Origin of the sequence: Devosia limi DSM 17137 (genome assembly GCF_900128975.1) — a bacterium.
GTDB lineage: Bacteria > Pseudomonadota > Alphaproteobacteria > Rhizobiales > Devosiaceae > Devosia > Devosia limi.
On record NZ_FQVC01000001.1, the window covers coordinates 435,453 to 456,468 of the forward strand.

Consider the following 21,016-nt stretch of genomic DNA (forward strand, 5'->3'; position numbering starts at 1 on the left):
GCTCACCACAGATAAAAGAAGGCGAAGATGAACACCCAGACCAGATCGACGAAGTGCCAATACAGGCCCATGATTTCGACGCTCTCATAGCGTCCTCTGCGGGTGGTGAAAAAGCCGGGGCGGCCGGTATCGAAATCGCCACGCCAGACCTTGCGGGCGATCACCAGCAGGAAGATGACGCCAATGCTGACATGGGTGCCGTGAAAGCCGGTGACCATGAAGAAGATGGCGCCGAATTGCGGGGCGCCGAATGGGTTCTCCCACGGGCGCACCCCCTCGGCGATCAGCTTGCTCCATTCAAACGCCTGCATGCCCACAAACATCACGCCGAGGCCGGCGGTCAGCAGCAGCAGCAGCGCGGTCTTCCTGCGCTGGCGCCGATAGCCGAAATTGACCGCCATCGCCATTGTCCCGCTCGAGGTGATCAGCACGAAGGTCATGATGGCGATCAGCAGCAACGGCATATGCTGGCCGGCAATCTCCAGCGAGAACACTTCGCTGGCATTAGGCCAGGGCGCGGTCGTCGACAGGCGCGCCGTCATATAGGACAGCAGGAAACAGCCGAAGATGAAGGTGTCGCTCAGCAGGAACACCCACATCATCACCTTGCCCCAGCTCGCCGTCTTGAACGAGCGCTGGTCGGATGACCAGTCGGCAACGATACCGCGCCAGCCCGACGCTGCGCCCCCCTGGGACGATGGCACTGCAGGCTTTGTCATGGCAGCCTCCCCTCGGACAGGATCTGGCCGCACAGCGCCAGGAACTCGCCGGCCGAGCCCGACAACACGCCCAGCAGCACGATCCAGACCAGCAGCATGAACAGCCAATAGGTGGCGCTGAGCTCGACGCTGAGACGGATCCGCTCGGCCCGCTCGTTGCGCCGGATCCGCTCCAATGTGACCGCGAGCGCGACCATGCCCCCGATCACATGCAAAGCATGCGCCGCCGTCATCAGGTAAAAGAAGCTGTCGGCCGGCCCCGAATTGACGAAATTGCCGGTCGCCGCCAGCATCCTCCAGCCGGCAAACTGACCAATGAGGAACAGCAACGCGCCGCCGCCGGCCACCAGGACGCCGGCCCGCATGCGGGCCATATCGCCGCGACTGGCCGCCCCCAGCGCCCATTCCAGCGCCAGCCCGGTACCAAGCAGCATCAGCGTATTGGGCCACACGATCCAGGGCAGTGGCATGTCGCGCCAGTCCAGCCCTTCCGAGCGCAGCAGATAGCCGGTGACCAGCAGGGCAAAGAGCGATCCCACCACGGCCAGGAAGACCCCCAGGCCCACCTGCGCCGGCGCCGCGGGCCGGGGATCACCCGCAGCCACCCCGCCGGCCTGGTCGATCTGCAACCAGGGCTTGGCTGTCAGCCCCTGCTGCGACAGCCACCACCCGGCAATCAGGGTCACGATGGCGATGAAGCCCAGAATGGCGCTCATGCTGTGCCCCCCCTGGTCAGCGTGCCCGGCTCGTTCTGGGGAATGAAGTCCTGCTTGGCGCCGGGAACGCTGTAATCATAGGCCCAGCGGTAGACCAGGGGGAGCTCGTCGCCCCAATTGCCGTGTGCCGGCGGGGTCTGCGGGGTTTGCCATTCCAGGGTGGTCGCGCGCCATGGATTGGGACCCGCCGGCTTGCCGTGACGCAGGCTCCAGACCAGATTGAACACGAAGGTGATCTGGGCGAAGCCCACGATGAAGGCCATGATCGAGATGAAGGCGTTCAGCGTGTGCGCCGAAGCCGGCATGATCATGATGTCGGCCGTGTCGAAATAGCGCCGGGGCAGCCCCATCAGCCCCAGATAGTGCATGGGAAAAAAGATCAGATAGGCGCCCACAAAGGTGACCCAGAAGTGGAACTTGCCAAGCAGGTCCCCGAGCATCCGGCCGGTCACCTTGGGATACCAATGGTAGATCGCCCCGAAGATGACGAGAATCGGCGCCACGCCCATGACCATGTGGAAATGCGCCACCACGAACATCGTATCGGAAAGCGGCACATCCACCACGACATTGCCCAGGAACAGGCCGGAGAGGCCGCCATTGACAAAGGTGACGATGAAGCCCAGCGCAAAGAGCATGGGCACATTGAGGTGAATGTCGCCGCGCCAGAGGGTCAGGACCCAGTTGTAGACCTTGATGGCAGTCGGTACGGCGATGATCAGGGTGGTGGTGGCAAAGAAGAACCCGAAATAGGGGTTCATGCCACTGACATACATATGATGGGCCCAAACCACGAAGCTGAGCACACCGATGCCGACAATTGCCCACACCATCATCCGATAGCCGAAGATGTTGCGCCGGGCATGCGTGCTGATCAGGTCGGAAACGATGCCGAAGGCGGGCAGCGCGACGATGTAAACTTCCGGGTGCCCGAAGAACCAGAACAGGTGCTGGAACAGGATGGGGCTGCCACCGCCATAGCGCAGCTGCTCGCCCATCTCGACCAGGGTCGGCATGAAGAAGCTGGTGCCCAGATACTTGTCGAACAGCATCATGACCGCTGCCACGAACAAGGCCGGGAACGCCAGAAGCGCCATCACCGTGGCGACGAAAATGCCCCAGATCGTCAGCGGCAGGCGCATCAGCGTCATGCCCCGCGCCCGCGCCTGCAACACGGTGACCGTGTAGTTGAGGCCGCCCAGCGTGAAGCCGATGATGAAGATGATCAACGACACCAGCATCAGCATGATGCCCCATTGCTGGCCGGGCGTGTTGGAGAGGATGGCCTGCGGGGGATAGAGCGTCCAGCCCGCGCCGGTCGGCCCCCCCGGGACGAAGAAGCTGATCACCAGCAGCATGACGGCCACGAAATACAGCCAGAAGCTGAGCATATTGGCGTAGGGGAACACCATGTCGCGCGCGCCCACCATCAGTGGGATCAGGTAATTGCCGAAGCCGCCCAAAAACAGCGCCGTCAGCAGATACACGACCATGATCATGCCGTGCATGGTGATGATCTGATAGTAGCGGTCGACATCGATGAATTCGATCAGGCCCGGAAATCCCAGCTGCAGACGGATCAACCAGGACAATACGAGCGCCACCATGCCGATGCTCAGGGCCGTCACCGCATATTGTACGGCAATGACCTTGGCATCCTGCGAGAAGACATACTTCGTCCACCAGCTCCGGGGGTGGTAAAGCGCCATGTCCTCGATTTCAGCGGGCGGCACGCTTGCACTCGCATCATGAGAGATGCCGGTCATCGGGTCCTCCTCAAATCTCCTTCTGCGCCTTCTGCTGTCCCAGCATCACCTCGTGAACGGGCTCACAGGCTCAGGCTGGCAAATGTCGCCTGCCCTGAAAGCCATGCCTGATAGTCCTCTTCGGTGACGACCGTCACCACGCCGCGCATGTAGGAATGCCCCACGCCGCAGAGTTCCGCGCAAAGAATTTCGTAAGTTCCGGGCTGCGTTGGCGTCACCCAGAAATAGGTGACCGACCCCGGTATCATGTCCATCTTGGCCCGGAATTCGGGGACATAGAAATTGTGCAATACGTCGATCGAGCGCAGCAGGAACCGAACAGGCCGGCCCACCGGGATCAGCAGTTCCCCGCCCTCGATCAGCACATCATCCTGCCCGGCCGGATCGGTCGGGCTGACACCCAGCGTATTGTCCGGGCTGACCAGCCGGTTGTCCGCGGCCCCCAATTGGCCGTCGGCGCCCGGCAGGCGAAAGCTCCATAACCATTGCTGGCCGATCACCTCCACGTCGGTGGCGGCCGGAGGCACCTGAACAAACTGCGCCCAGACCAGCAGGCCCGGCGCCAGCATGGCGATGACGCCACCCGCGGTGATTGCGGTCAGCCACCCCTCCAGCCGCTTGTTTTCGGGTTCGTAGGCAGCCTTGCGGCCTTCCGTGTGGCGGAAGCGAAACAGACAATAGGCGACGAACAGCAGCAGCGCCGAAAACACCGCGCCGCAGATCCAGAATGTCAGGACCGTTGTATCGTCGATATAGTTCCAGTTCGACGCCAGCGGCGAGAACCACCAGGGGCTGAGAAAGTGGAACAGCACCGATCCCACGACAATGAGCACCAGGACAACTGCAATGACCATCGCACCCTCACCTCCGGCCTGGGAGAGTTCGATGGGCAGCGCATAGCGGAGACAAACGATCTCCCGGCCAGCCTAGGCAATAGATTATGACTGTCGTTCGCATGGCCACGCCCCTCGCATCACCAGATCTGGTGACCCAACGCAGGAACAGACACGACGCAATTGGCTGCCGTGCTTTACCAAGCCGCGCAGCCCCTTGAAGAATTTCACCACCGACTCGAAATGTCAACTTGCCGCAGGGGTGCCTGGCATAGCGCGCATCCAGGGGACCGCGCGTCTCACGGCTGGGCTGCTGTCGCGCTGCCTATGTCGCGTGCAGCGCCCTGCAGGGTCAGAAACGCTTGATGGCGGACGTCCCGCAACGCCCGCTGTGCCGGGCCTGGGGTGGATCCTGCAGCATGACCACCACCCAGATTATACCAAAGACGACCTTGACCCTCGCCAAAAGCGTATCGCACCATATCCGTATTAAAGCATATATTACATTATTATGTAATAAACGGAGGGACGATATGAAGCGTTTAGGCCTGGCACTGACCTGTTCACTGATCGCGTTGGCAGCGACGGCACCGGGGGCATCAGCTCAATCCCACGGCGGCGTCGCCGACATCGCCACCATCGGCGAACCGCCGACGCTGGACGCGATGGTCAGTGCCACGGATATTGTAGGCACGATTACCCAGCACATTTTCGAAACGCTCTATACATTTGACGCCGACTGGAAAGTCGCGCCTTTGTTGGCTGTCGATCTGCCGGAAATTTCGGAGGACGGCACCGTCTACACCATCGCGCTGCGCCAAGGCATCACCTTCCACGATGGCTCGGCAATGACATCGAGCGATGTGCTCGCCTCCCTCACGCGGTGGACCGAAGTCGCCTCGCGTGGCAAGCAGGCGGCGGCCGCTATCGAAGCCATTGAGGCAATCGATGATTTCACCATCAGGATTACCCTCACCCGCCCCTATGCGCCGCTTCTGTCGCTGCTGGCGTTCAACAATGCCGCAGCCATCATTATCCCTGAGGAAGACGTTGCAGTTCCGCTCGAAAAGGTGACCGGCACCGGTCCCTACAAGCTGCAGGAACACCTGCCCGATCAGTATATTCAGCTGGTTCGCTTCGATGACTATAGTTCGCGCAGCGAAGATCCTTCCAAGTTCGCCGGTGCGCGCCACGCCTACCTTGACGAAATTCGCTTCCTGCCGGTCCCCGACGCCAATACGCGCGTCGAGGCCTCGGTCGCCGGCGAGTACGACTATGTGGATTCACTGCCGGTAGAAGCCTATCCTCGCCTCGAGCAAGGCAAGAGCGAGGCGTTGCTACTCCAGCATTTCGGCTGGCCGATCTTTGTAATGAACACCAAAGAAGGCGTGCTCGCCGACCCGATGGCGCGCAAGGCCGTTCAGGCCGCCCTTGATACCTCTGACATGCTGATAGCCGCATTTGGCGACACTCAATTTTACAGCGTCGACGGACCACTCTACCCCGAGGGCTATGTGTGGCGCAGCGAAGTGGGCATTGAGAGCTACAATGTCGGTGATCCGGAGGCCGCAGGCGAGTTCCTGGCTCAATCCGAATATGATGGGCAGCCCCTGCGCATCCTGACCAGCCAGCAATATCCGTTCCACTACAAGATGGCCCAGGTTGCGCAGGCCTATCTGGAACTGGCGGGCTTCAAGGTCGACATGCAGGTCGTTGAATGGGCAACCTTGGTTCAACGGAACAAGAAGCCCGAACTTTGGGACGTGTTCATTACCCACAGCCCGTTCCTGCCTGAGCCGTCGCTCAACTTCATCTTCTCGCCAACGGCGGGCGGCTGGTGGGACACGCCCGAAAAGGCAGCTGCCCTCCTGGCGTTCGACGCTGCGCTCACGACCGAAGAGCGTGTTGAAAAGTTTGCCGATCTGCAGGCGCTGTACTTCGAGCAGGCCCCGGTGATCAAGATCGGTGACTTTTCCGCCCTGTCGTCAAAGTCCAAATCGCTCGGCGGGTTTGAACCCAGCCCATGGCCCGCTTTTTGGAACGCCTACATCACCGAATAAACCTGGCCTTCAATCAACAGATCTGGGCGACCGAGTGTTCGGTTGCCCAGTCGTTTTCATTTTTGGAGCAAGACCTTGAACGTCGGCAATGCACCACTCCGCCTGTTGACCGAAACGCTCGACGGGTTTCTCGCGCCATGGAACACAGGCACGTCGCCGGGTGTGCTGGCGGCGATCACAGCAGGCGACACGCGCGTCTATGAGCGCGCCGTCGGCATGGCCGACCTGGCCCATTCCGTGCCGCTTGGCTTTGACAGCGTCATGCGCGTCGCCTCGCAGAGCAAGCAGTTCACCGTTCTGCTCGCCCTCATGCTGGAGGCCGATGGCAAGCTGTCCTTTGAGGATGACATTCGCGACTATCTGCCATTCCTTCCCGATTACGGAACCAAGATCACGCTGCGGCACCTGGCCTCCAATACCAGCGGGCTGCGAGACATTCTGGAAATGCTGATCATCTCCGGCGTGCCCATCCTGTCGCCGTCGTCGCGCGCGCTGTCGGTGCAGCTGGCCGCGCTCAGCCGCGACCTGAATTTTCCGGTCGGCGAGGACCTTGTTTACAGCAACACCAATTTCCTTCTGCTCTCAGAGATCTTGGAAATTGCCAGCGGACAATCCTTCAATGCGCTGCTGCGGGAGCGCATTACCGGGCCACTGGGAATGCCCAGCACGCGACTGATGGCGCGCGATGACGTCATTCTGCCAAACCTTGCCACGCATCACCGCCGGCACGAGGGCGAGTGGCTGAAATCGACATGGGGGATTGCAATTGGCGGGGAAGGCGGCATGGTTTCGACTGGCAATGACATGCAGCGCTGGCTTGCCGAGCTGCGGCAGCCAACCCTATGCGATCCCGGCCTGATTGCCCGTATGGAAGCCCCGGGAGCGACGATCAATTCCGTCGATTCCCCCTATGGCATGGGTCTGGTCTGGTCAGGCGACGGGCTTGGACGGGGCGTCGGCCATGGCGGGTGGATCGCTGGATCTCGCTCGTTATCCATCCGTTTTCCGCAGGCCGACGCCTCGCTCCTGATCCTGGCCAATCACGATGAATTCTCCCCATTCGCAATGGGTGCTGCAATTTCAGCGCTGATCGCCGGCACGACAATTCAAGACCGCTCGGCTTGCAGCCTTGAATGCGGCCATTACCGCGAGGTCGGGGGCAACGACCTGTTCGTGATCAACGACAATGGCGCAGGGCGCGACCTCGTTACGAGCATGGGCTCATCGGCGCTCATTGGCACGGCTGAAGCGGGCTGGACCCCCAATGTGGCGATACCGCCCTTCACGCTCTCATCTCAGTCGCCCAACCAGATTGTCGCCACCAAGTTCGGGAGGCAGCGCGCCTTCCGCAAGATCACATCCGCGCCCGCCAACGATCGACCACCCCTCGCCCCTGGCCGCTACCATGCAGCAGCTGAGCAACTCGATGCGCGCATCTTCATGAATTCAGCGGGCGTGCAATGTCTATATGTCTGTTCGCCGATGGGGGCGGCGACGCTGGAACTGGCCTATCTCGAGGACAATTTTTACATCGTCCATCCGGCGGCAAAGCCCGCGCATGACCAATGGCGTTTCGCGCCCTGGATACTGCCATGGGTATATACGCTGACTATCGAGCCGGATCACATCGTCATCAACAGCGACCGCACCAAGTCGCTGCGACTTGACGCGGTATCTTGATCGATCGGTTCGTTCAGCCCGACCTAGATATCGGCATGGCTTTTGGTTGTGCGTCCCCGCTGGCCTGTGGGCGCGCCACGCCGCATCGCGTCCACAGCCCATCGTTGCGCCGTTTCGCCTCCGAAATCGCTATTGCGGGCCGCGCTGATGCAGACACGGGCTGTCCACCGGGCCGGGACAGATCGCAGTAACCCTGGTTTTGCTGCACGTATTGTGGGCAGCCAGCGACTTTGTCAGACCGATCACCGTTTCGGCCGCTGCGCACAATTGGCAACGCGTGTCGTTGCCATTACCGATGCCATTTACGCAAGCGCCGGAAGCCGCAGCCATTGCCGCCCTCGACGGGGTCGAACTCGTCGGCATCTACACGCACGAAGGCACCACCTATGGCGCCAAGGCGGCATGATCGACAAAGCTGTCATCACGCCCGCTACCGATAAACAGTCCGTGGACGTTCAAGTCCATGGCCTGCTTGCAGAGTTTCCAGGCTTGAAAAGGAAAAGCCCAGCAGACCACGAGGGTATGCTGGGCTTTTTTGGTTGCGGGAGCAGGATTTGAACCTGCGACCTTCAGGTTATGAGCCTGACGAGCTACCGGGCTGCTCCATCCCGCGTCAATTTAGATAACTATGCCGATGGGGCGGGGTCATCAGTGCGGCCGGTGCCGCGACGTGAGGGGTATATAGGAGGTCCGGCCGGATAGCTCAAGGCTTAAATTGCCCCTGGTGACAGTTTTTTGACGTCGCCCCCAAAACCTGGCGGAAAATGCCCGCAGTGTCATGATTTTACGCAGCATTTCTGTGGCCAAGCCCTGCCCCGACAGGTGGGTTTGCACTATGCTGCCCGCTCTTGCCGACGCTGAGGACCAAATCACCATGAAATTGAAGCCGCTGGGCCGCACCGATCTGCGGGTTACCGAAATCTGTCTCGGCACCATGACCTGGGGCAGCCAGAACACCGAGGCCGAAGGCCATGCCCAGATCGACATGGCGCTCGACGCCGGGGTCAATTTCATGGATACCGCCGAGCTCTATGCGGTGCCCGGCAGCCCGCAGACTTCGGGCCGCACCGAAGAGATCATCGGCAACTGGTTCCAAAAGACCGGCAAGCGCGACCAGTGGATCCTGGCCAGCAAGATTGGCGGTGGCGGCACCAAATTCCTGCGCGATGGCCAGCGTGCCGACAAGCGCACCCTGCGCGAAGCGGTGGAAGCCAGTCTGCGCCGGCTCAAGACCGACCATATCGATCTCTACCAGATCCATTGGGCCTCGCGCGGTAGCTACAATTTCGACGGCTCCTGGACCTACGCCCCGCACAGGCAGGACACCGCCGACGTTCTGGCCAACCTCCTCGACCTTCTCGAAGGGCTCAAGGACCTGATCGCCGAAGGCAAGATCGGCCATGCCGGCGTTTCCAACGAAACGACCTGGGGCATAGCCGAATGGCTCAAGCTGGCCGAGCGTCATGACCTGCCGCGCCTGGTGTCGGTGCAGAACGAATACAGTCTCATCCGCCGTCACTTCGATCTCGACCTGGCCGAGCTCAGCCACCACGAGGATGTCGGCCTGCTCGCCTATTCGCCTTTGGCGGCCGGTATCCTGACCGGTAAATATCTGGGTGGGGTGATCCCCAGGCCCAGCCGCGCCGATTATCAGAAAGGCCTGTGGCGGCTGAACGAATATTCAGAACCCGCCGTCGCCGCCTATGTCGCACTGGCTGGCGAACATGGGCTGGACCCGGCGCAGATGGCGATTGCCTTCTGCCTGTCGCGTCCCTTCATGACCGCGGTGATTGTTGGCGCCACCAGCACCGAACAATTACGCAATGCCCTGGGCGCGCTCGATATCGGTCTCAGCCCCGAAGTGCTCAATGGCATCGAGGCGATCCACCGGCGCTATCCCCGCCCCATCTGATAGCGTTTTCGCCACGCCACGCTATGATCGCGCTGCCACCCCCAGACTGAGTTGAGAACCATGCAGATTTCACTGTCGCTGCTGTCGACGTTTTTTCCGCTGATCTGCTATCTCGGCTACAATATCGTGGTGCCGCTGATCGAAAAGCGGCGCCCCTCGCTCTCGGTGATCATGAACATGCAGCGCCAGCGCTGGGTGGCCAATGCGACCCAGCGCGAAAGCCCGTTCGATGCCATTCTCTCCGGCAATATCATGGGCTCGGTAAGCTTTCTCGCCTCCACCGCCGTGCTGCTGATCCTGGCAGTCTTTGCAGTATTCGGCCAATTGCCGGCGCTGATGGATGCGCTGCAGCTGCTCTCGATCGAACGCATCTATGGCGTGCAGGAAGTGCTGGTGCATCTGGTGGTGATGCTGGCGCTGTTCGTGCTGGCGTTTTTTGCCTTTACCCTGTCGCTGCGCCAGTTCAACCATTTCTGCATCATGCTGGGCGCCATGGACCGCGATGGCAGCACCGCACCCGATGAAATCCGGGCCATCGCCCAGATGAACGGCCTGGGCGCCAGGAACTTCAATAGCGGCGTACGCGCTTATTATTTCTCGGTGGCGACGGTGGCATGGTTCGTCTCGGAATGGCTGGCAATCATCGCCTGCGTGGTGACGATCATGCTCCTGCTGCACCGTGAATTCTTCTCGTCGGCGCACCGCACCGCCGCCAACGCTGCGGTCATGGCAGCGCGCCGCCGGGAACAGTCGCAATAGCGGCTATTTCTGCTTGGTCTTGCCGGTGACGTCCGCCTGCGCCGCCGCGTCTTCGAGCCGCACCAGATTGTCGACCGCCAGCTGGTATCCGGCATCGGCGGCCCGCTGGTAATAGTCCAGCGCCCTGGCATGATCGGCCGTCACGCCCAGCCCGTTCTCGTAGATGTGGCCCATATTGTTGAGCGCCACCGGCTGGCCGGCTTCGGCCGCGATCTCGGTCCATCGCCGCCCCTCGGCATAGTCGATATTGGTGCCCAGCCCATCCAGATAAAGCAGACCCAGATTGACCGCAGCCCGCATTTCGCCGTCTTCAGCCGCCTCGGTATAGAGCGTCAGCGCGCGCTTGTAGTCCTGCGGCACCCCGCGCCCGTCTTCATAGAGCAGGCCAAGATTATGTTTGGCCAGCGCCAGCCCCTGATCGGCTGCCTGCCGATAGAGCGCGGCGGCGGCGGCGACATCCTCGGGCACGCCCAGGCCGTTTTCGAGCATATAGCCCAGATTGTTCTGCCCATGCACATCGCCCTGCTCAGCGGCAGCGCGATACAGTGCGACCGCTCGTTCCTGATCGACCGCCTGGCCCAGGCCATCCTGCAGCAGCTTGCCCAGATTGACCTGGCCGATCGCATCGCCCTGTGCCACGGCGCGCTCGAACCACGCCGCCGCCGCCACATAATCGCGCGGCACCCCCAGCCCTTCCTGATACATCAACCCCAGATTGGACTGTCCCTTGGCCAGCCCCTGCTCGGCGGCGGCCCGATACCAGCGAGCGGCTTCGCCATAGTCCTGCGCGACGCCCTCGCCAAAATCATAGGACAGGCCCAGACTGTTCTGCGCCGGAGCAAAGCCGGCCTCGGCGCCCCGGGTCAGCAATTGCGCCCCCCGCACCATATCCGCCTCGATGCCATCACCGGTGGTCAGCATGTCGCCAAGGATGGAGAGGGCCACCACATTGCCCGCCGCAACCGCCTCTTCGAACAGCGGCACCGCCTTTGAGGTCTCCCCGGCGGCAAAATAGGCGCGTGCCAGCCAGGCCTTGAGCTGTATGGAATCGGGCTCGCCAGCCAGCGCCTTGCTGCAGGCAGCGATGGCCTTGGTCGCGTCGATCCTGAAGGTGTCGCGGCCGATGCTCTCAAAGCCGGTTTCGAACTGGCTCGCCGCCTGCGCCGCACAGGCATCGAAATCGGGGCCGGCCCAGGCGGGTCCCGGGGCAACAAGCGGTGCTGCCAGCAGCACGGCCAGGCGGGTGCACAGCATTTGGCGTTTGATCGCGCGCATGGGTGGCTCCTGCAGTCCTGAGCGATCGAGTTTAGCCGTCCGCGCCTGCCCCCAGCAAGGCTGTTCAGCCCAGTTGCCGATGCAGGAATGCCGCGCTTTCGGCCAGCACCGGGGCCAGGCGCCGCGCCGGTCGGCCCAACGCCATCAGCGTCCCTGGATGCCCCAAGCGGGCATAGTGGGTCTCAACCACCACGCCCCCCGCCTGCCGCAGTCTTTGCGCCAGCGCCAGCGTGTTGCGCGGATAGACCAGTGTGTCCCTGTCGCCGCTCGCCAGCAGCATCGGTGGGGACGTCCCGGCGATGTGATTGATCGGCTGGGTCGCCCTGGGATCGCGCACCGCGCCAAAGGTGCGCAGCGAGATCGGACCATCGAAGGGAAAGAAGTCATAGGGCCCCGATAGCCCGACCACAGCCTTGACCCGATCGCTCAGGCCCGCCGCCGCCAGATAGGCCGGATCCAGCGCCAACATCATGGCATTATAGGCGCCGGCCGAATGCCCCATCAATCCGATGCGCCGGCTATCGCCACCATACCGGTCGATATTGTCCACCGTCCAGGCAAAGGCCGCGGCGCAATCGACCAGAAAATCGGGATATTCGACCTCGGGCAATACCCGATAGTCGGCGATGACCGTCACAAAACCCTGCGCTGCCAGCGCCCGACCGGCAAAATCATAATTGCGGCGGCTGCCATCGCTCCACGCGCCGCCATAGATGAAGAACACCACCGGCAGCGGCCCGAGCTTGTGCTTGGGCGCATAGATATCGAGCTGCCGGCGTGGCCCTGCGCCATAAGGCACATCGCGTGCCAGCTTGCGCGAGCCAGCGTCCTTGGGGCTGAGAATGTTAATGACGCTCAGAATTGAAATGGCCATGCCCGCCCCGAATTCGCTGTGCTCACAGATACGGGTAAAGCGCTAAGATTGTTTCCGCCTGCCTACGGGATTTTCCACAGGGTTCACCGCAAGTTAAGGGCCCATAAGGCAAAGCTCCCGCACTGGCGGATGCCAGCAAAAGGGCACGGATGTGAGCCAGGCGGCACGCAGCACAGCGCAACAAACAGATGCCAATGGCAGGACAATGCCGCTGGAGGCATTGCTGCAGCCCAATGCGGCGGCGATGGCGCTGATCGGGCGTTATGACCATGTCACCCGCCTGCCCAATCGCCTGCAATTCATCGAACAGTTTCCGGCCCTGCTGTCCCCTCGCACGCCGCAAACCCTGATGCTGGTTACCCTGGCCGAAGCCCGCCATTACAACGAAATGCTGCGCGCGCTGGGCATGGCCTTTGCCGAGGATTTCGTGCGCGCCGGGGCCGACCTGCTGGCCTCGCTCTTGCCCTATGAGACGCGGCTGTTTCACGTCAGCGTCCTCAGCTTCGCTCTGGTGCTGGATGTCGACGACACCGCCCAGATCCCGGTTATTGCCGCTGTTATCGCCGCCGCCTTTGCCGGGGCCATCGAGGTCGAGGCCATCCCGGTCAAGACCCAGGTTGGCGTCGGGCTGCTGCCGCTGTCAGTCCATGCCGATGGCACGGAGTCTCTGCGCGCCGCGCTGGTGGCCGCCCAGGACAGCCGCCGCATCGAGCCCAGGCTTGCCTTTTACAATCACCAAACCGACGCCGCCCATCTGCGCGCCTTTCGCATTCTGGCCGACCTGCCCGGCGCCATCGCTACTGCCGGACAGCTCAGCCTGCACTATCAACCGCGCATCCAGCTCGCCTCGGGGGCCTGCCATGGGGCCGAAGCCCTGCTGCGCTGGCACCATCCCGAGCTGGGGCCCATCTCGCCGGCCGAGTTCGTGCCGCTGGCCGAGCAGACTGCATTGATCGCGCCACTGACCGATTGGGTCATCGATACCGCGCTCCGTCAGAACCGGCAGTTTCTCGATGCCGGCCATGACCTCCGCATCTCGATCAACGCCTCGCCCGTCAATGTCGCTGAAGCCGGCTTTGACGATCAGTTGCTGCACCGCTGCGATGCGGCCGGCCTTGCCCCGCACCATGTCGAACTCGAGTTCACCGAAGGCACGCTGGCGACCAATTCCGCCCGCACCATTGCCCAGCTGAGCCGCCTGCGCGGCGCCGGCATCAATGTCGCGCTCGATGACTTCGGCTCCGGCTACTCAAATCTGAGTTACCTGGCGCGCATACCGGCCGATGTGCTCAAGATCGACCAATCCTTCGTTCGCCCGCTGATAGCGCCGGGAGACAACGACTTCCTGCTCCGCCACATCGTCTCGATGGCCCAGGGCCTGGGTTTCCGTGTCTGTGCCGAAGGCATTGAAACCGCTCACGCTTATGGTGTGCTGCGCGAGCTCGGCTGCGAGGAGGGACAAGGCTATCATATGGCCCGGCCGATGCCCGCCCCCCAATTTGCCGACTGGCTCGCGGTCCGCCCCTGACGGCAAGGCCGGCTCATGTCCCCCCCGATACCGGTGGCTCGCTGCCATCGCGACAATATCTGACATTGACAATCATGTATGACGGGGATTGTATGCCGCCGTCTCGTTAGTCCAACCCGTCCGGCGCCATGCTCGTCTGCCAATGCAACATGATCACCAGCAAGGAAATCGAGGACATCGTCCTTGACCTGCTGAACGCCGATCCCTGGCAGCTTGTGGTTCCGGCCAAGGTCTACCGCGAACTGGAACGCCGGGCCAAGTGCAGCGGCTGCGTGCCAAATGTGGTGGACATTATCGTTCGCGTCACCGAAAACTACCACATCCAGCACGAGCACCCGGCGGGTGAACTGATTGACGTTCAGGCCCACCTTGCCAAACTCAAGCAGCAACGGAGTGGAGATCGTCGTGAAAGGCGAAGCACAAGTCATCGAGCGGCTTAACGAGGCCCTCTTTCTCGAACTCGGCGCAGTCAACCAGTATTGGGTCCACTTTCGTCTTCTCGATGACTGGGGCTACAAGAAGCTGGCCTCCAAGGAGCGGGCTGAATCCATTGAAGAGATGCACCATGCCGATCGTCTGATCGAGCGCATCATCTTCCTGGAAGGTCATCCGAACCTGCAGCGCGTCGCGCCGCTGCGAATCGGCCAGACCATCAAGGAAGTCCTCGAGGCCGATCTGGCCGGCGAATACGATGCCCGTGCCGCCTACAAGGCCAGCCGCGAGCTCTGCGAACAGCTTGGTGACTACGTTTCCAAGAACCTGTTCGAGGCCCTTTTGACCGACGAGGAAGGCCATATCGATTTCCTCGAAACCCAGCTCGAACTGCTCGACAAGATCGGCGTCGAGAAATACGGCCAGCTCAATTCCGCCTCGGCCGACGAAGCCGAATAAGCGGCAGCAATTTCAGTCCGCCCGACTTCGGTCCGGGCGGACTTTTCATGTCGGTTGTGATTTTGGAGTGCGTTATGGCCTGGCATACCGGTCGCCTGATCGACCACGTGCATCTACGCGCCCGCAACTTCGCCAATACCCGCCATTTCTACACCGCCGTCTTCGCTGCGCTGGGCCTGCGGATCGAACAATCCGGCGAAGGCTGGTTTCAGCTCGACGAGCTGTTTGTCGATGCCGCTGACGCGCGCAGCGTGCCCACCCATATCCACCTGGCCTTCCAGGCCAGGGACCGCGCCATGGTCGACGCCTTCTACCAGGCGGCACTCGTCGCCGGCGGCAGGGATAATGGCCCGCCCGGCGAACGTCATTACCACCCCGGCTATTATGGCGCCTTCGTGCTCGATCCCGACGGCAACAGCATTGAAGCCGTATTCCATGGGCCCAACAGGCGTAGCGCCGCCTCGGTCGAGATCACCCCGGCCTGATCGAGCCCCGTCTACTGCACCGGCTGGAACAGCGCGTCCAGCTCGCCAATCACCTTGTCCATCGTCCCGGTCGCTCCTTCCGGTGGGTCCGGCGTAACCGCCACATAGGGCACGCCGCTGGGAAACGCGCCGAAGCGGTTGAAGAAGGTCACCATGTCGTCGAGCACCGGCGCCCGCCAGCGCCACAGTGCGCCCATGGCGATCACCGGCTCCATATGGCCAAAACCCTCATAGAAGCGGGTCGTCACCCAAACCCCGTTCTCCTGCAGCTTGTGCGCCATGCGCTCGGTATTCTGCATCCGCACGATCGGGTCTGTCGTGCCGGTCGCCAGATACATTGGCGGGGTATCGCTGGTGACCAGATTGACCGGTTGCGTACCCTCGGGATTGGGTGCCTGCCCGAACGCCTCGCGCACTTCGCCATATTCGAACGGATAGAAATCATAGGGGCCCGACAGGCCGGCCACGGCACGGATCGGCAAGGTGACGCCATATTCCTTCAGATAGGACGGATCGAGCGCCAGCATCATCGCGTTATAGGCGCCAGCCGAATGGCCCGCCAGGAACAGCCGATTGGGGTCGCCACCATAGCTGGCAATATTGTCCTGCACCCATTTGAGGGCACTGGCGCTGTCTTCCAGAAATTCGGGATAGCGCACTTCTGGCACCAGCCGGTAATCGGCGATCACGGTGATGAAGCCGCGCGCCGCCAGCGCCCGGCCGACAAACTGATAGTCGCTGCGCTCGCCGCGGTTCCAGCCGCCGCCATAGATGAAAAACACCACCGGTGCTGGCTCCCCGCGCTGCTCGGGCGCATAGACATCCAGCCGATTGCGGGCCCCATCGGCATAGGCAATTCCATCCCCGACCTTTGCGGTCCCGCCATCCATGGCGGCCGGCAGGTTGAAAGGATCCATGACCGATAGCGCCATGGCCGGCGCCGCCTGCAGCGCGAACGCGACGGACAGCGCCATGAAAGCGATACGGAGCGGCGACTTCAATGCAGATTTGGACATGAGCTGGCGGTTCAAACGGAAAGCAGGAGGGAGCCACGGCATGACGGACAATACCGGGGAATTTGTGACCGCCGGCATCGGGCTGGCGCCATTGTGATCGCGCGGGGATTGCCGGGGCTTGGGCGAGGGCAGGAGCCTCAAGTTCCGAGGCGATGCCTGCCCTCTGCTGCTTAAGCCCGGCGATGCTGCGCCGATAGAGTTAACCAAAGGTTAACGTAACCTCAGCGCTTGAGGGCATCCAGCAGGCGCCCGGAAACATGACCATCGGCCGCCAGCCCGGCGCGGCTCTGATAGGCCATGACTGCCGCCCGCGTCTTGGGACCGATAACGCCATCGGGCGTGCCGACATTGAACCCGGCCCGGTTGAGCAGGGACTGCAACTCGGCGCGCTGGTTCTTGTTGAGGGCGTAATCGCCCGCCGGCCAGGGGGTAGCGAAATCGCCGCCGCCGATGATCCGATCGGCCAGATGGCCAACGGCCAGGGCATAGCTGTCCGAATTGTTATAGCGCTTGATCACATCGAAATTGGGCAGCAGCAGGAAAGCCGGGCCATTGGCGCCCGCCGGCAGATAGAGCCGGCCGACATCGTTGGGGCGCGGAAACGGTTTGCCCGATACGCGCTGGATCCCCATGGCTTGCCACTTACCCAGTTGCGCCCGCTCGATCTGTCGCGCCGCGGCAAAATCGAAGCCGCGCGGCAGCTTGACCTCATAGCCCCAGGTTTCGCCCGGCCGCCAATTGAATGCCTTGAGATAATTGGCGGTCGACCCCAGCGCATCGGGCACCGAGTTCCAGATATCCTTGCGACCGTCGCCATTGTAATCGACCGCATAGCGCATGAAGCTCGAGGGCATGAACTGGGTATGCCCCATGGCCCCGGCCCAGGAGCCGACCATCTTGGACGGCGTCACATGCCCATCGGAGACGATGCGCAGGGCAGTCAGCAATTCATTGCGGAAGAAGTCGGTGCGGTAACCGCCCTCGGTCAGCGTCGCCAGCGCATGGATGGTGTTATTGCCACCCATATAGCCACCGAAATTGGTTTCCATGCCCCAGATGGCCAGCACGATCTCGGGCTGCACGCCATAGCGCTGCTGCGCCCCGCTCAGGGTCTGGTTCCATTCCCCCCGCATGGCGCGGCCCTTCTGCGCCTGCGCATCGGTGATGCGCTTGCCCAGATACTGCTGCACCGTCTGGGAAAATTCGGGCTGCTTGCGGGTGAGTTCCATCACCTGCCGGATCGGACTGTACCCCGCGAACGCGGCCTCGAAAGCCTGCCGGCTCACCCCGCGCGCTTCCGCCTGCGGCCACAGACTGCGGACGAAGTCGGCGCTGTTGGCCATCGCGACGGGCATGGACGCGATCGACAGCATCGCGGCGAGCGCCAGCGACGACATCAGTCGCGCCGGCGACGACAGACGTTTGGAAATGCCAAGGGATTGGCCGAAGAAATGCAGCATGGCTGGCCTCGTGATACGCAGCGACAACAGTCACGGGAGAGGTCGGGTCGCCCAGGGCCTCCCGGCGCGCTCTCGCCATTGAGCGAGCGGGCGCGTATCACTATTTTAACCCACCAAATTAAGATCGCCTTAAGGCAAAGCCATTGCCGCCGGTTCCCCGATCACAAAGCGGTCAACCCGGCTGTGCTGGTGGCTCTGCGGGCGGCTGCGACGGCAACAGCACCCGACCGGACGCCCGCGCCTCCCCGCCCTGCACCCAGGTGACGTGCGGATAGGGGATCTCGATTCCGCGCTCGGCAAAGACGATCTTGACGAATTCGCTATAGGCACGCCCTGTGGACCAGTGCTTGCCGGGCAAGGTCTTGATGCGCGCCCGCACGGTCACGGCAGATGCGGCAAAGGCGATGATGCCCTGCATGTCCAGATCGTCGAGGATGCTGTCCTTGTGCTCGGTTTGCATCAGCCGGTCGAATGCCTCCTGCATCGCCAGCTTGACCTCTGCAATATCACTGTCATAGGCGACGCCGATCTCGGCCACATGGAACGAGAAGCCCCTGACCATGTTGGAGACCTGATCGACCGAGGAAAACGGGATCAGGTGCAGGGTGCCGTTGAGGTCGCGGATGGACACCGAACGGATGGTCAGCCGCTCGACCACACCGGACTTGCCCGCTGCCTCCACCACATCGCCCTCGTTCATCACGTTCTCGAGCTGAATGAAGGCGCCGGTAATGATGTCCTGCACCAGCCGTTGCGAACCAAAACCGATGGCCAGCCCGAGGACGCCGGCACCGGCGAGCAGCGGCGCGATATTGACCCCGATCTGCGCCAGGGCCAGCATCATCCCGAACACCACCAGCGATACGGTAAAAGCGTTCTTGAACAGGCTGAGCAGCGTCTTCTCACGCGCCGTAGGCGGCGTGCCGTGATTGGGATTGAGCCGGTACTCGACCCAGGACGCCACCCCGATATGAAGCATGATGCAGATCAGGACGATGATCGCCGCCGAAATCACCGCCCCGGCCAGTTGCTGGCCGCTGTCGCTGGCAATCCAGCCGGCGAAGTCGAACAGCTTCCAGGCCTGGCCAACCGAGATCAGCACGCCAGCCAGCACCAGGAGGCGCACGACCTGCATGACCCTGGGCACAAAGGCGTGCAACCGCGCCTCCAGCAATGGCAGCCGCTCCTTGACATCGGCGGGCAGGCGCAGCCCCACTTTGATAAAACGCGAGATGAAGGTGATGATCACGACGCCCGTCAGGATGGCGATCACCGATTGCACCGTGGCCGCCAGCATGAAGGGCAGCGCCTGTTCCGGATTGGCGAACCACACCACCAGCAGCGCCACGAGATAGGCAATCGCCACCATGTGCCAGTACTGCCCGATCAGCAGCAGCACCTGGCCAATTCCGTCATTGCCCCGCCGCTCGGCCAGCATGGTCAGCCAGTCGCGGACATCCTGCTTGTTCTGCAGGACGATCACGATACCGATGGTCACCGCCGTCGCCATGACCAGTACCTGCACGGCTCCCGCCGCCCCCACGGTCACATAGGCGGCAATCACCGGCGAAACGAACATGAACGTATAGCCAACCAGCGAAATGATCCGCGCCAGCCAGAAAGCCCAATATGCGGCATTGGCATCGCCCACCGGCAATAATCGCAAGGCCGGCACCCGCGGCGCGAGCGCGACCCGCACCACCATCTTGAGCAATTCGACGACCAGGAAGGCATTGACCAGCAGCGACTGATTGATCCCCATCTGTCCGCGCGGCGCGCCCACGACATTGAGCGCGACCACATAACCGAGAGCCCAGACCAGCACGACCGCGGCGCTATCGACCGCCGCCCCACCGATCGCACCGGCGATCCGCGCCGGCCAGTTCCGCCCCGCAACCCGCCGCCCGATCATCCGCTGCAGCGCCAGGACGCCCAGATAGATCAGCCGGAAGCCGCCAATCAGCGCCACGCCGACCACCAGAACACCCACGGCTGCCGCGCGAATCTCGTCGAGATTGGCGCTGAAAGTGCCGCTGAAGCCGTCCCGCAATTCTCCGAATAACTGCCCCAGCATGCGCAGCGTCGCCGAAATCCCCTCGGCCACAGCCTGCGTATATTCCGCCAGCTTGCGGGCAATCGACAGATCGGGCGGCACTTCCGCGGCCTCGACCGCAGCCGTATCCCCCGTCGTCTGCTTGAGCCGCTCCAGCAGGACGGCGCGCGACGCGTCGTCCTCGATGATGCGGATCAATTCATCGATTGTCGCATCGGTTTCGGCGCTTGTCGGGGCCGGGGCAGCGGCCGCACCGGCCATCGGCAATCCGGGCACCTGCGCGCTCGCTGGCATGATGAAGAGCAGAAATGTCGCAACGAGGAGGATAAACCGCATGAAACTACTTAGGTCAGGAACATTGGCCTGAGCATGGCGGTGTATGGCGTCCGGTCAACCCCCTAGTTGAAATAAGCCGGCTCAGCGCCGCCAGTTGCACGCTGAACAATCCGCGAGCGCCGCGCTCGTCAATGTTGCGCCCAAGCACAGCCACTCTTTGCTGAAGCCTACCCACGTCCGGCTTTGCTGAATCCTACCCACGTCCGGGACATGCACCTGGACCCCCAATTTTCCCCAGCGTCATTGCCCGGCTTGTCCGGGCAATCCAGCTTGCGGCCTCGGCGTGTCGCCGCTGTGACGCGACGGCGTAAGGACCGGCTCGCGACGCCGGGCGGTGATTGCGGCCCCAGCCGCTCTCGTTGATCAATTCCGGTCCTGGAAACGCAAAACCCCCGTCGGCTTTCGCTGACGGGGGTTTTGAATTTCGAGATTGTATTGAGAGCCGTATGTTTTTGGCAGACCTTGCAGCGACCTACTCTCCCAAGCCTTGAGACTTAGTACCATTGGCGCAGAGGAATTTGACGGTCGAGTTCGGGATGGGATCGGGTCCTGGGCTCCTCGCAAGAACCACAAGGTCAGCGAAAAACATACGGTGTGAATTCTGGTTTTTGTTCTGTATGGCCAAGTCCTCTCCCATGCAAGGAGGCTTGGCT

Annotated in this window: 17 protein-coding genes, 1 tRNA gene and 1 rRNA gene; 8 read left to right on the plus strand and 11 right to left on the minus strand. The window is 62.3% G+C overall.

The annotated features are described in order from the left end of the window. Window positions 1–2: 2 nt before the first annotated feature. From BUA69_RS01960 to BUA69_RS01975, 4 genes are all read right to left on the minus strand, one after another. Window positions 3–719: a heme-copper oxidase subunit III family protein gene (locus tag BUA69_RS01960; RefSeq protein WP_046135684.1), complete on the minus strand. Its 717-nt coding sequence runs from the start codon at window positions 717–719 to the stop codon at window positions 3–5. Next, window positions 716–1,435: a cytochrome c oxidase subunit 3 gene (locus BUA69_RS01965; RefSeq protein ID WP_046135685.1), complete on the minus strand. Its 720-nt coding sequence runs from the start codon at window positions 1,433–1,435 to the stop codon at window positions 716–718. The genes BUA69_RS01960 and BUA69_RS01965 overlap by 4 nt, the downstream gene beginning before the upstream one ends. Further along, on the minus strand, window positions 1,432–3,201 hold the full coding sequence (locus BUA69_RS01970) for a cytochrome c oxidase subunit I (protein ID WP_046135686.1): 1,770 nt from the start codon (window positions 3,199–3,201) through the stop codon (window positions 1,432–1,434). The genes BUA69_RS01965 and BUA69_RS01970 overlap by 4 nt, the downstream gene beginning before the upstream one ends. A 62-nt stretch (window positions 3,202–3,263) precedes the next feature. Further along, window positions 3,264–4,055, minus strand: a complete 792-nt coding sequence (locus tag BUA69_RS01975) for a cytochrome c oxidase subunit II (protein WP_046135687.1) — start codon at window positions 4,053–4,055, stop codon at window positions 3,264–3,266. A gap of 512 nt (window positions 4,056–4,567) precedes the next feature. Between BUA69_RS01975 and BUA69_RS01980 the strand changes: the two genes are divergently transcribed. Both BUA69_RS01980 and BUA69_RS01985 read left to right on the plus strand, forming a co-directional pair. Then, entirely contained in the window at window positions 4,568–6,094 is a 1,527-nt protein-coding gene (locus BUA69_RS01980) for an ABC transporter substrate-binding protein (protein ID WP_046135688.1), read from the plus strand. A 75-nt stretch (window positions 6,095–6,169) separates the two neighbouring features. Next, window positions 6,170–7,774 carry a serine hydrolase domain-containing protein gene (locus tag BUA69_RS01985; RefSeq protein WP_052950599.1) on the plus strand — a complete coding sequence of 535 codons (1,605 nt, stop codon included), beginning with the start codon at window positions 6,170–6,172 and terminating at the stop codon, window positions 7,772–7,774. Window positions 7,775–8,310: 536 nt separating this feature from the next. Here BUA69_RS01985 and BUA69_RS01990 read toward each other — a convergent pair. Then, window positions 8,311–8,387, minus strand: a tRNA-Met gene (locus BUA69_RS01990). A 261-nt stretch (window positions 8,388–8,648) separates the two neighbouring features. Here BUA69_RS01990 and BUA69_RS01995 point away from each other — a divergent pair. Together BUA69_RS01995 and BUA69_RS02000 are read left to right on the plus strand one after the other, a co-directional pair. Continuing rightward, window positions 8,649–9,686 carry an aldo/keto reductase gene (locus tag BUA69_RS01995; protein ID WP_046135701.1) on the plus strand — a complete coding sequence of 346 codons (1,038 nt, stop codon included), beginning with the start codon at window positions 8,649–8,651 and terminating at the stop codon, window positions 9,684–9,686. A gap of 60 nt (window positions 9,687–9,746) precedes the next feature. Then, the gene (locus BUA69_RS02000; RefSeq protein ID WP_046135689.1) at window positions 9,747–10,445 is read left to right on the plus strand and encodes a DUF599 domain-containing protein; all 699 of its coding nucleotides are present in this window, start codon (window positions 9,747–9,749) and stop codon (window positions 10,443–10,445) included. Between the two features lie 3 nt (window positions 10,446–10,448). On the opposite strand, the gene BUA69_RS02005 is transcribed toward BUA69_RS02000, so the two are convergent. Together BUA69_RS02005 and BUA69_RS02010 are read right to left on the minus strand one after the other, a co-directional pair. Next, window positions 10,449–11,720, minus strand: coding sequence for an SEL1-like repeat protein (locus tag BUA69_RS02005; RefSeq protein ID WP_052950600.1), 1,272 nt, complete (start codon window positions 11,718–11,720; stop codon window positions 10,449–10,451). A gap of 64 nt (window positions 11,721–11,784) precedes the next feature. Beyond that, the gene (locus tag BUA69_RS02010; protein ID WP_046135690.1) at window positions 11,785–12,594 is read right to left on the minus strand and encodes an alpha/beta hydrolase; all 810 of its coding nucleotides are present in this window, start codon (window positions 12,592–12,594) and stop codon (window positions 11,785–11,787) included. A 151-nt stretch (window positions 12,595–12,745) separates the two neighbouring features. On the opposite strand from BUA69_RS02010, the gene BUA69_RS02015 reads away from it, so the two are divergent. The 4 genes from BUA69_RS02015 (at window position 12,746) to BUA69_RS02030 (ending at window position 15,498) form a co-directional block, all read left to right on the plus strand. Continuing rightward, entirely contained in the window at window positions 12,746–14,122 is a 1,377-nt protein-coding gene (locus BUA69_RS02015; RefSeq protein WP_143154377.1) for a putative bifunctional diguanylate cyclase/phosphodiesterase, read from the plus strand. A 128-nt stretch (window positions 14,123–14,250) separates the two neighbouring features. Further along, window positions 14,251–14,562 (plus strand): (2Fe-2S)-binding protein, encoded by a 312-nt coding sequence (locus BUA69_RS02020; protein WP_046135691.1) that lies wholly within the window; start codon window positions 14,251–14,253, stop codon window positions 14,560–14,562. Further along, window positions 14,528–15,013: a bacterioferritin gene (gene bfr / locus BUA69_RS02025; RefSeq protein WP_046135692.1), complete on the plus strand. Its 486-nt coding sequence runs from the start codon at window positions 14,528–14,530 to the stop codon at window positions 15,011–15,013. The genes BUA69_RS02020 and bfr overlap by 35 nt, the downstream gene beginning before the upstream one ends. Window positions 15,014–15,087: 74 nt before the next feature. Then, window positions 15,088–15,498 (plus strand): VOC family protein, encoded by a 411-nt coding sequence (locus BUA69_RS02030; RefSeq protein WP_046135693.1) that lies wholly within the window; start codon window positions 15,088–15,090, stop codon window positions 15,496–15,498. Window positions 15,499–15,509: 11 nt separating this feature from the next. Here BUA69_RS02030 and BUA69_RS02035 read toward each other — a convergent pair whose 3' ends face one another. The 4 genes from BUA69_RS02035 to rrf all read right to left on the minus strand — a co-directional run bounded on the left by BUA69_RS02035 (window position 15,510) and on the right by rrf (window position 20,938). After that, on the minus strand, window positions 15,510–16,514 hold the full coding sequence (locus BUA69_RS02035; protein ID WP_244468772.1) for an alpha/beta hydrolase: 1,005 nt from the start codon (window positions 16,512–16,514) through the stop codon (window positions 15,510–15,512). Between the two features lie 221 nt (window positions 16,515–16,735). Beyond that, window positions 16,736–17,974 (minus strand): lytic murein transglycosylase, encoded by a 1,239-nt coding sequence (locus tag BUA69_RS02040; RefSeq protein ID WP_082093861.1) that lies wholly within the window; start codon window positions 17,972–17,974, stop codon window positions 16,736–16,738. Between the two features lie 172 nt (window positions 17,975–18,146). Continuing rightward, window positions 18,147–20,363: a mechanosensitive ion channel domain-containing protein gene (locus BUA69_RS02045; RefSeq protein ID WP_052950604.1), complete on the minus strand. Its 2,217-nt coding sequence runs from the start codon at window positions 20,361–20,363 to the stop codon at window positions 18,147–18,149. Window positions 20,364–20,822: 459 nt separating this feature from the next. Then, window positions 20,823–20,938 (minus strand): 5S ribosomal RNA (gene rrf, locus BUA69_RS02050). Window positions 20,939–21,016 lie beyond the last annotated feature (78 nt).

Bases quoted from the DNA above. Each gene is read 5' to 3' on its own strand.
- BUA69_RS02000 (WP_046135689.1), top strand. From the start codon at position 9,747: ATGCAGATTTCACTGTCGCTGCTGTCGACGTTTTTTCCGCTGATCTGC.
- BUA69_RS02030 (WP_046135693.1), top strand. From the start codon at position 15,088: ATGGCCTGGCATACCGGTCGCCTGATCGACCACGTGCATCTACGCGCC.
- BUA69_RS01980 (WP_046135688.1), top strand. From the start codon at position 4,568: ATGAAGCGTTTAGGCCTGGCACTGACCTGTTCACTGATCGCGTTGGCA.
- BUA69_RS01970 (WP_046135686.1), bottom strand. From the start codon at position 3,201: ATGACCGGCATCTCTCATGATGCGAGTGCAAGCGTGCCGCCCGCTGAA.
- BUA69_RS01960 (WP_046135684.1), bottom strand. From the start codon at position 719: ATGACAAAGCCTGCAGTGCCATCGTCCCAGGGGGGCGCAGCGTCGGGC.
- BUA69_RS01965 (WP_046135685.1), bottom strand. From the start codon at position 1,435: ATGAGCGCCATTCTGGGCTTCATCGCCATCGTGACCCTGATTGCCGGG.
- BUA69_RS02010 (WP_046135690.1), bottom strand. From the start codon at position 12,594: ATGGCCATTTCAATTCTGAGCGTCATTAACATTCTCAGCCCCAAGGAC.
- BUA69_RS02005 (WP_052950600.1), bottom strand. From the start codon at position 11,720: ATGCGCGCGATCAAACGCCAAATGCTGTGCACCCGCCTGGCCGTGCTG.
- BUA69_RS02045 (WP_052950604.1), bottom strand. From the start codon at position 20,363: ATGCGGTTTATCCTCCTCGTTGCGACATTTCTGCTCTTCATCATGCCA.
- BUA69_RS02035 (WP_244468772.1), bottom strand. From the start codon at position 16,514: ATGTCCAAATCTGCATTGAAGTCGCCGCTCCGTATCGCTTTCATGGCG.
- BUA69_RS01995 (WP_046135701.1), top strand. From the start codon at position 8,649: ATGAAATTGAAGCCGCTGGGCCGCACCGATCTGCGGGTTACCGAAATC.
- BUA69_RS02020 (WP_046135691.1), top strand. From the start codon at position 14,251: ATGCTCGTCTGCCAATGCAACATGATCACCAGCAAGGAAATCGAGGAC.
- BUA69_RS01975 (WP_046135687.1), bottom strand. From the start codon at position 4,055: ATGGTCATTGCAGTTGTCCTGGTGCTCATTGTCGTGGGATCGGTGCTG.
- BUA69_RS02040 (WP_082093861.1), bottom strand. From the start codon at position 17,974: ATGCTGCATTTCTTCGGCCAATCCCTTGGCATTTCCAAACGTCTGTCG.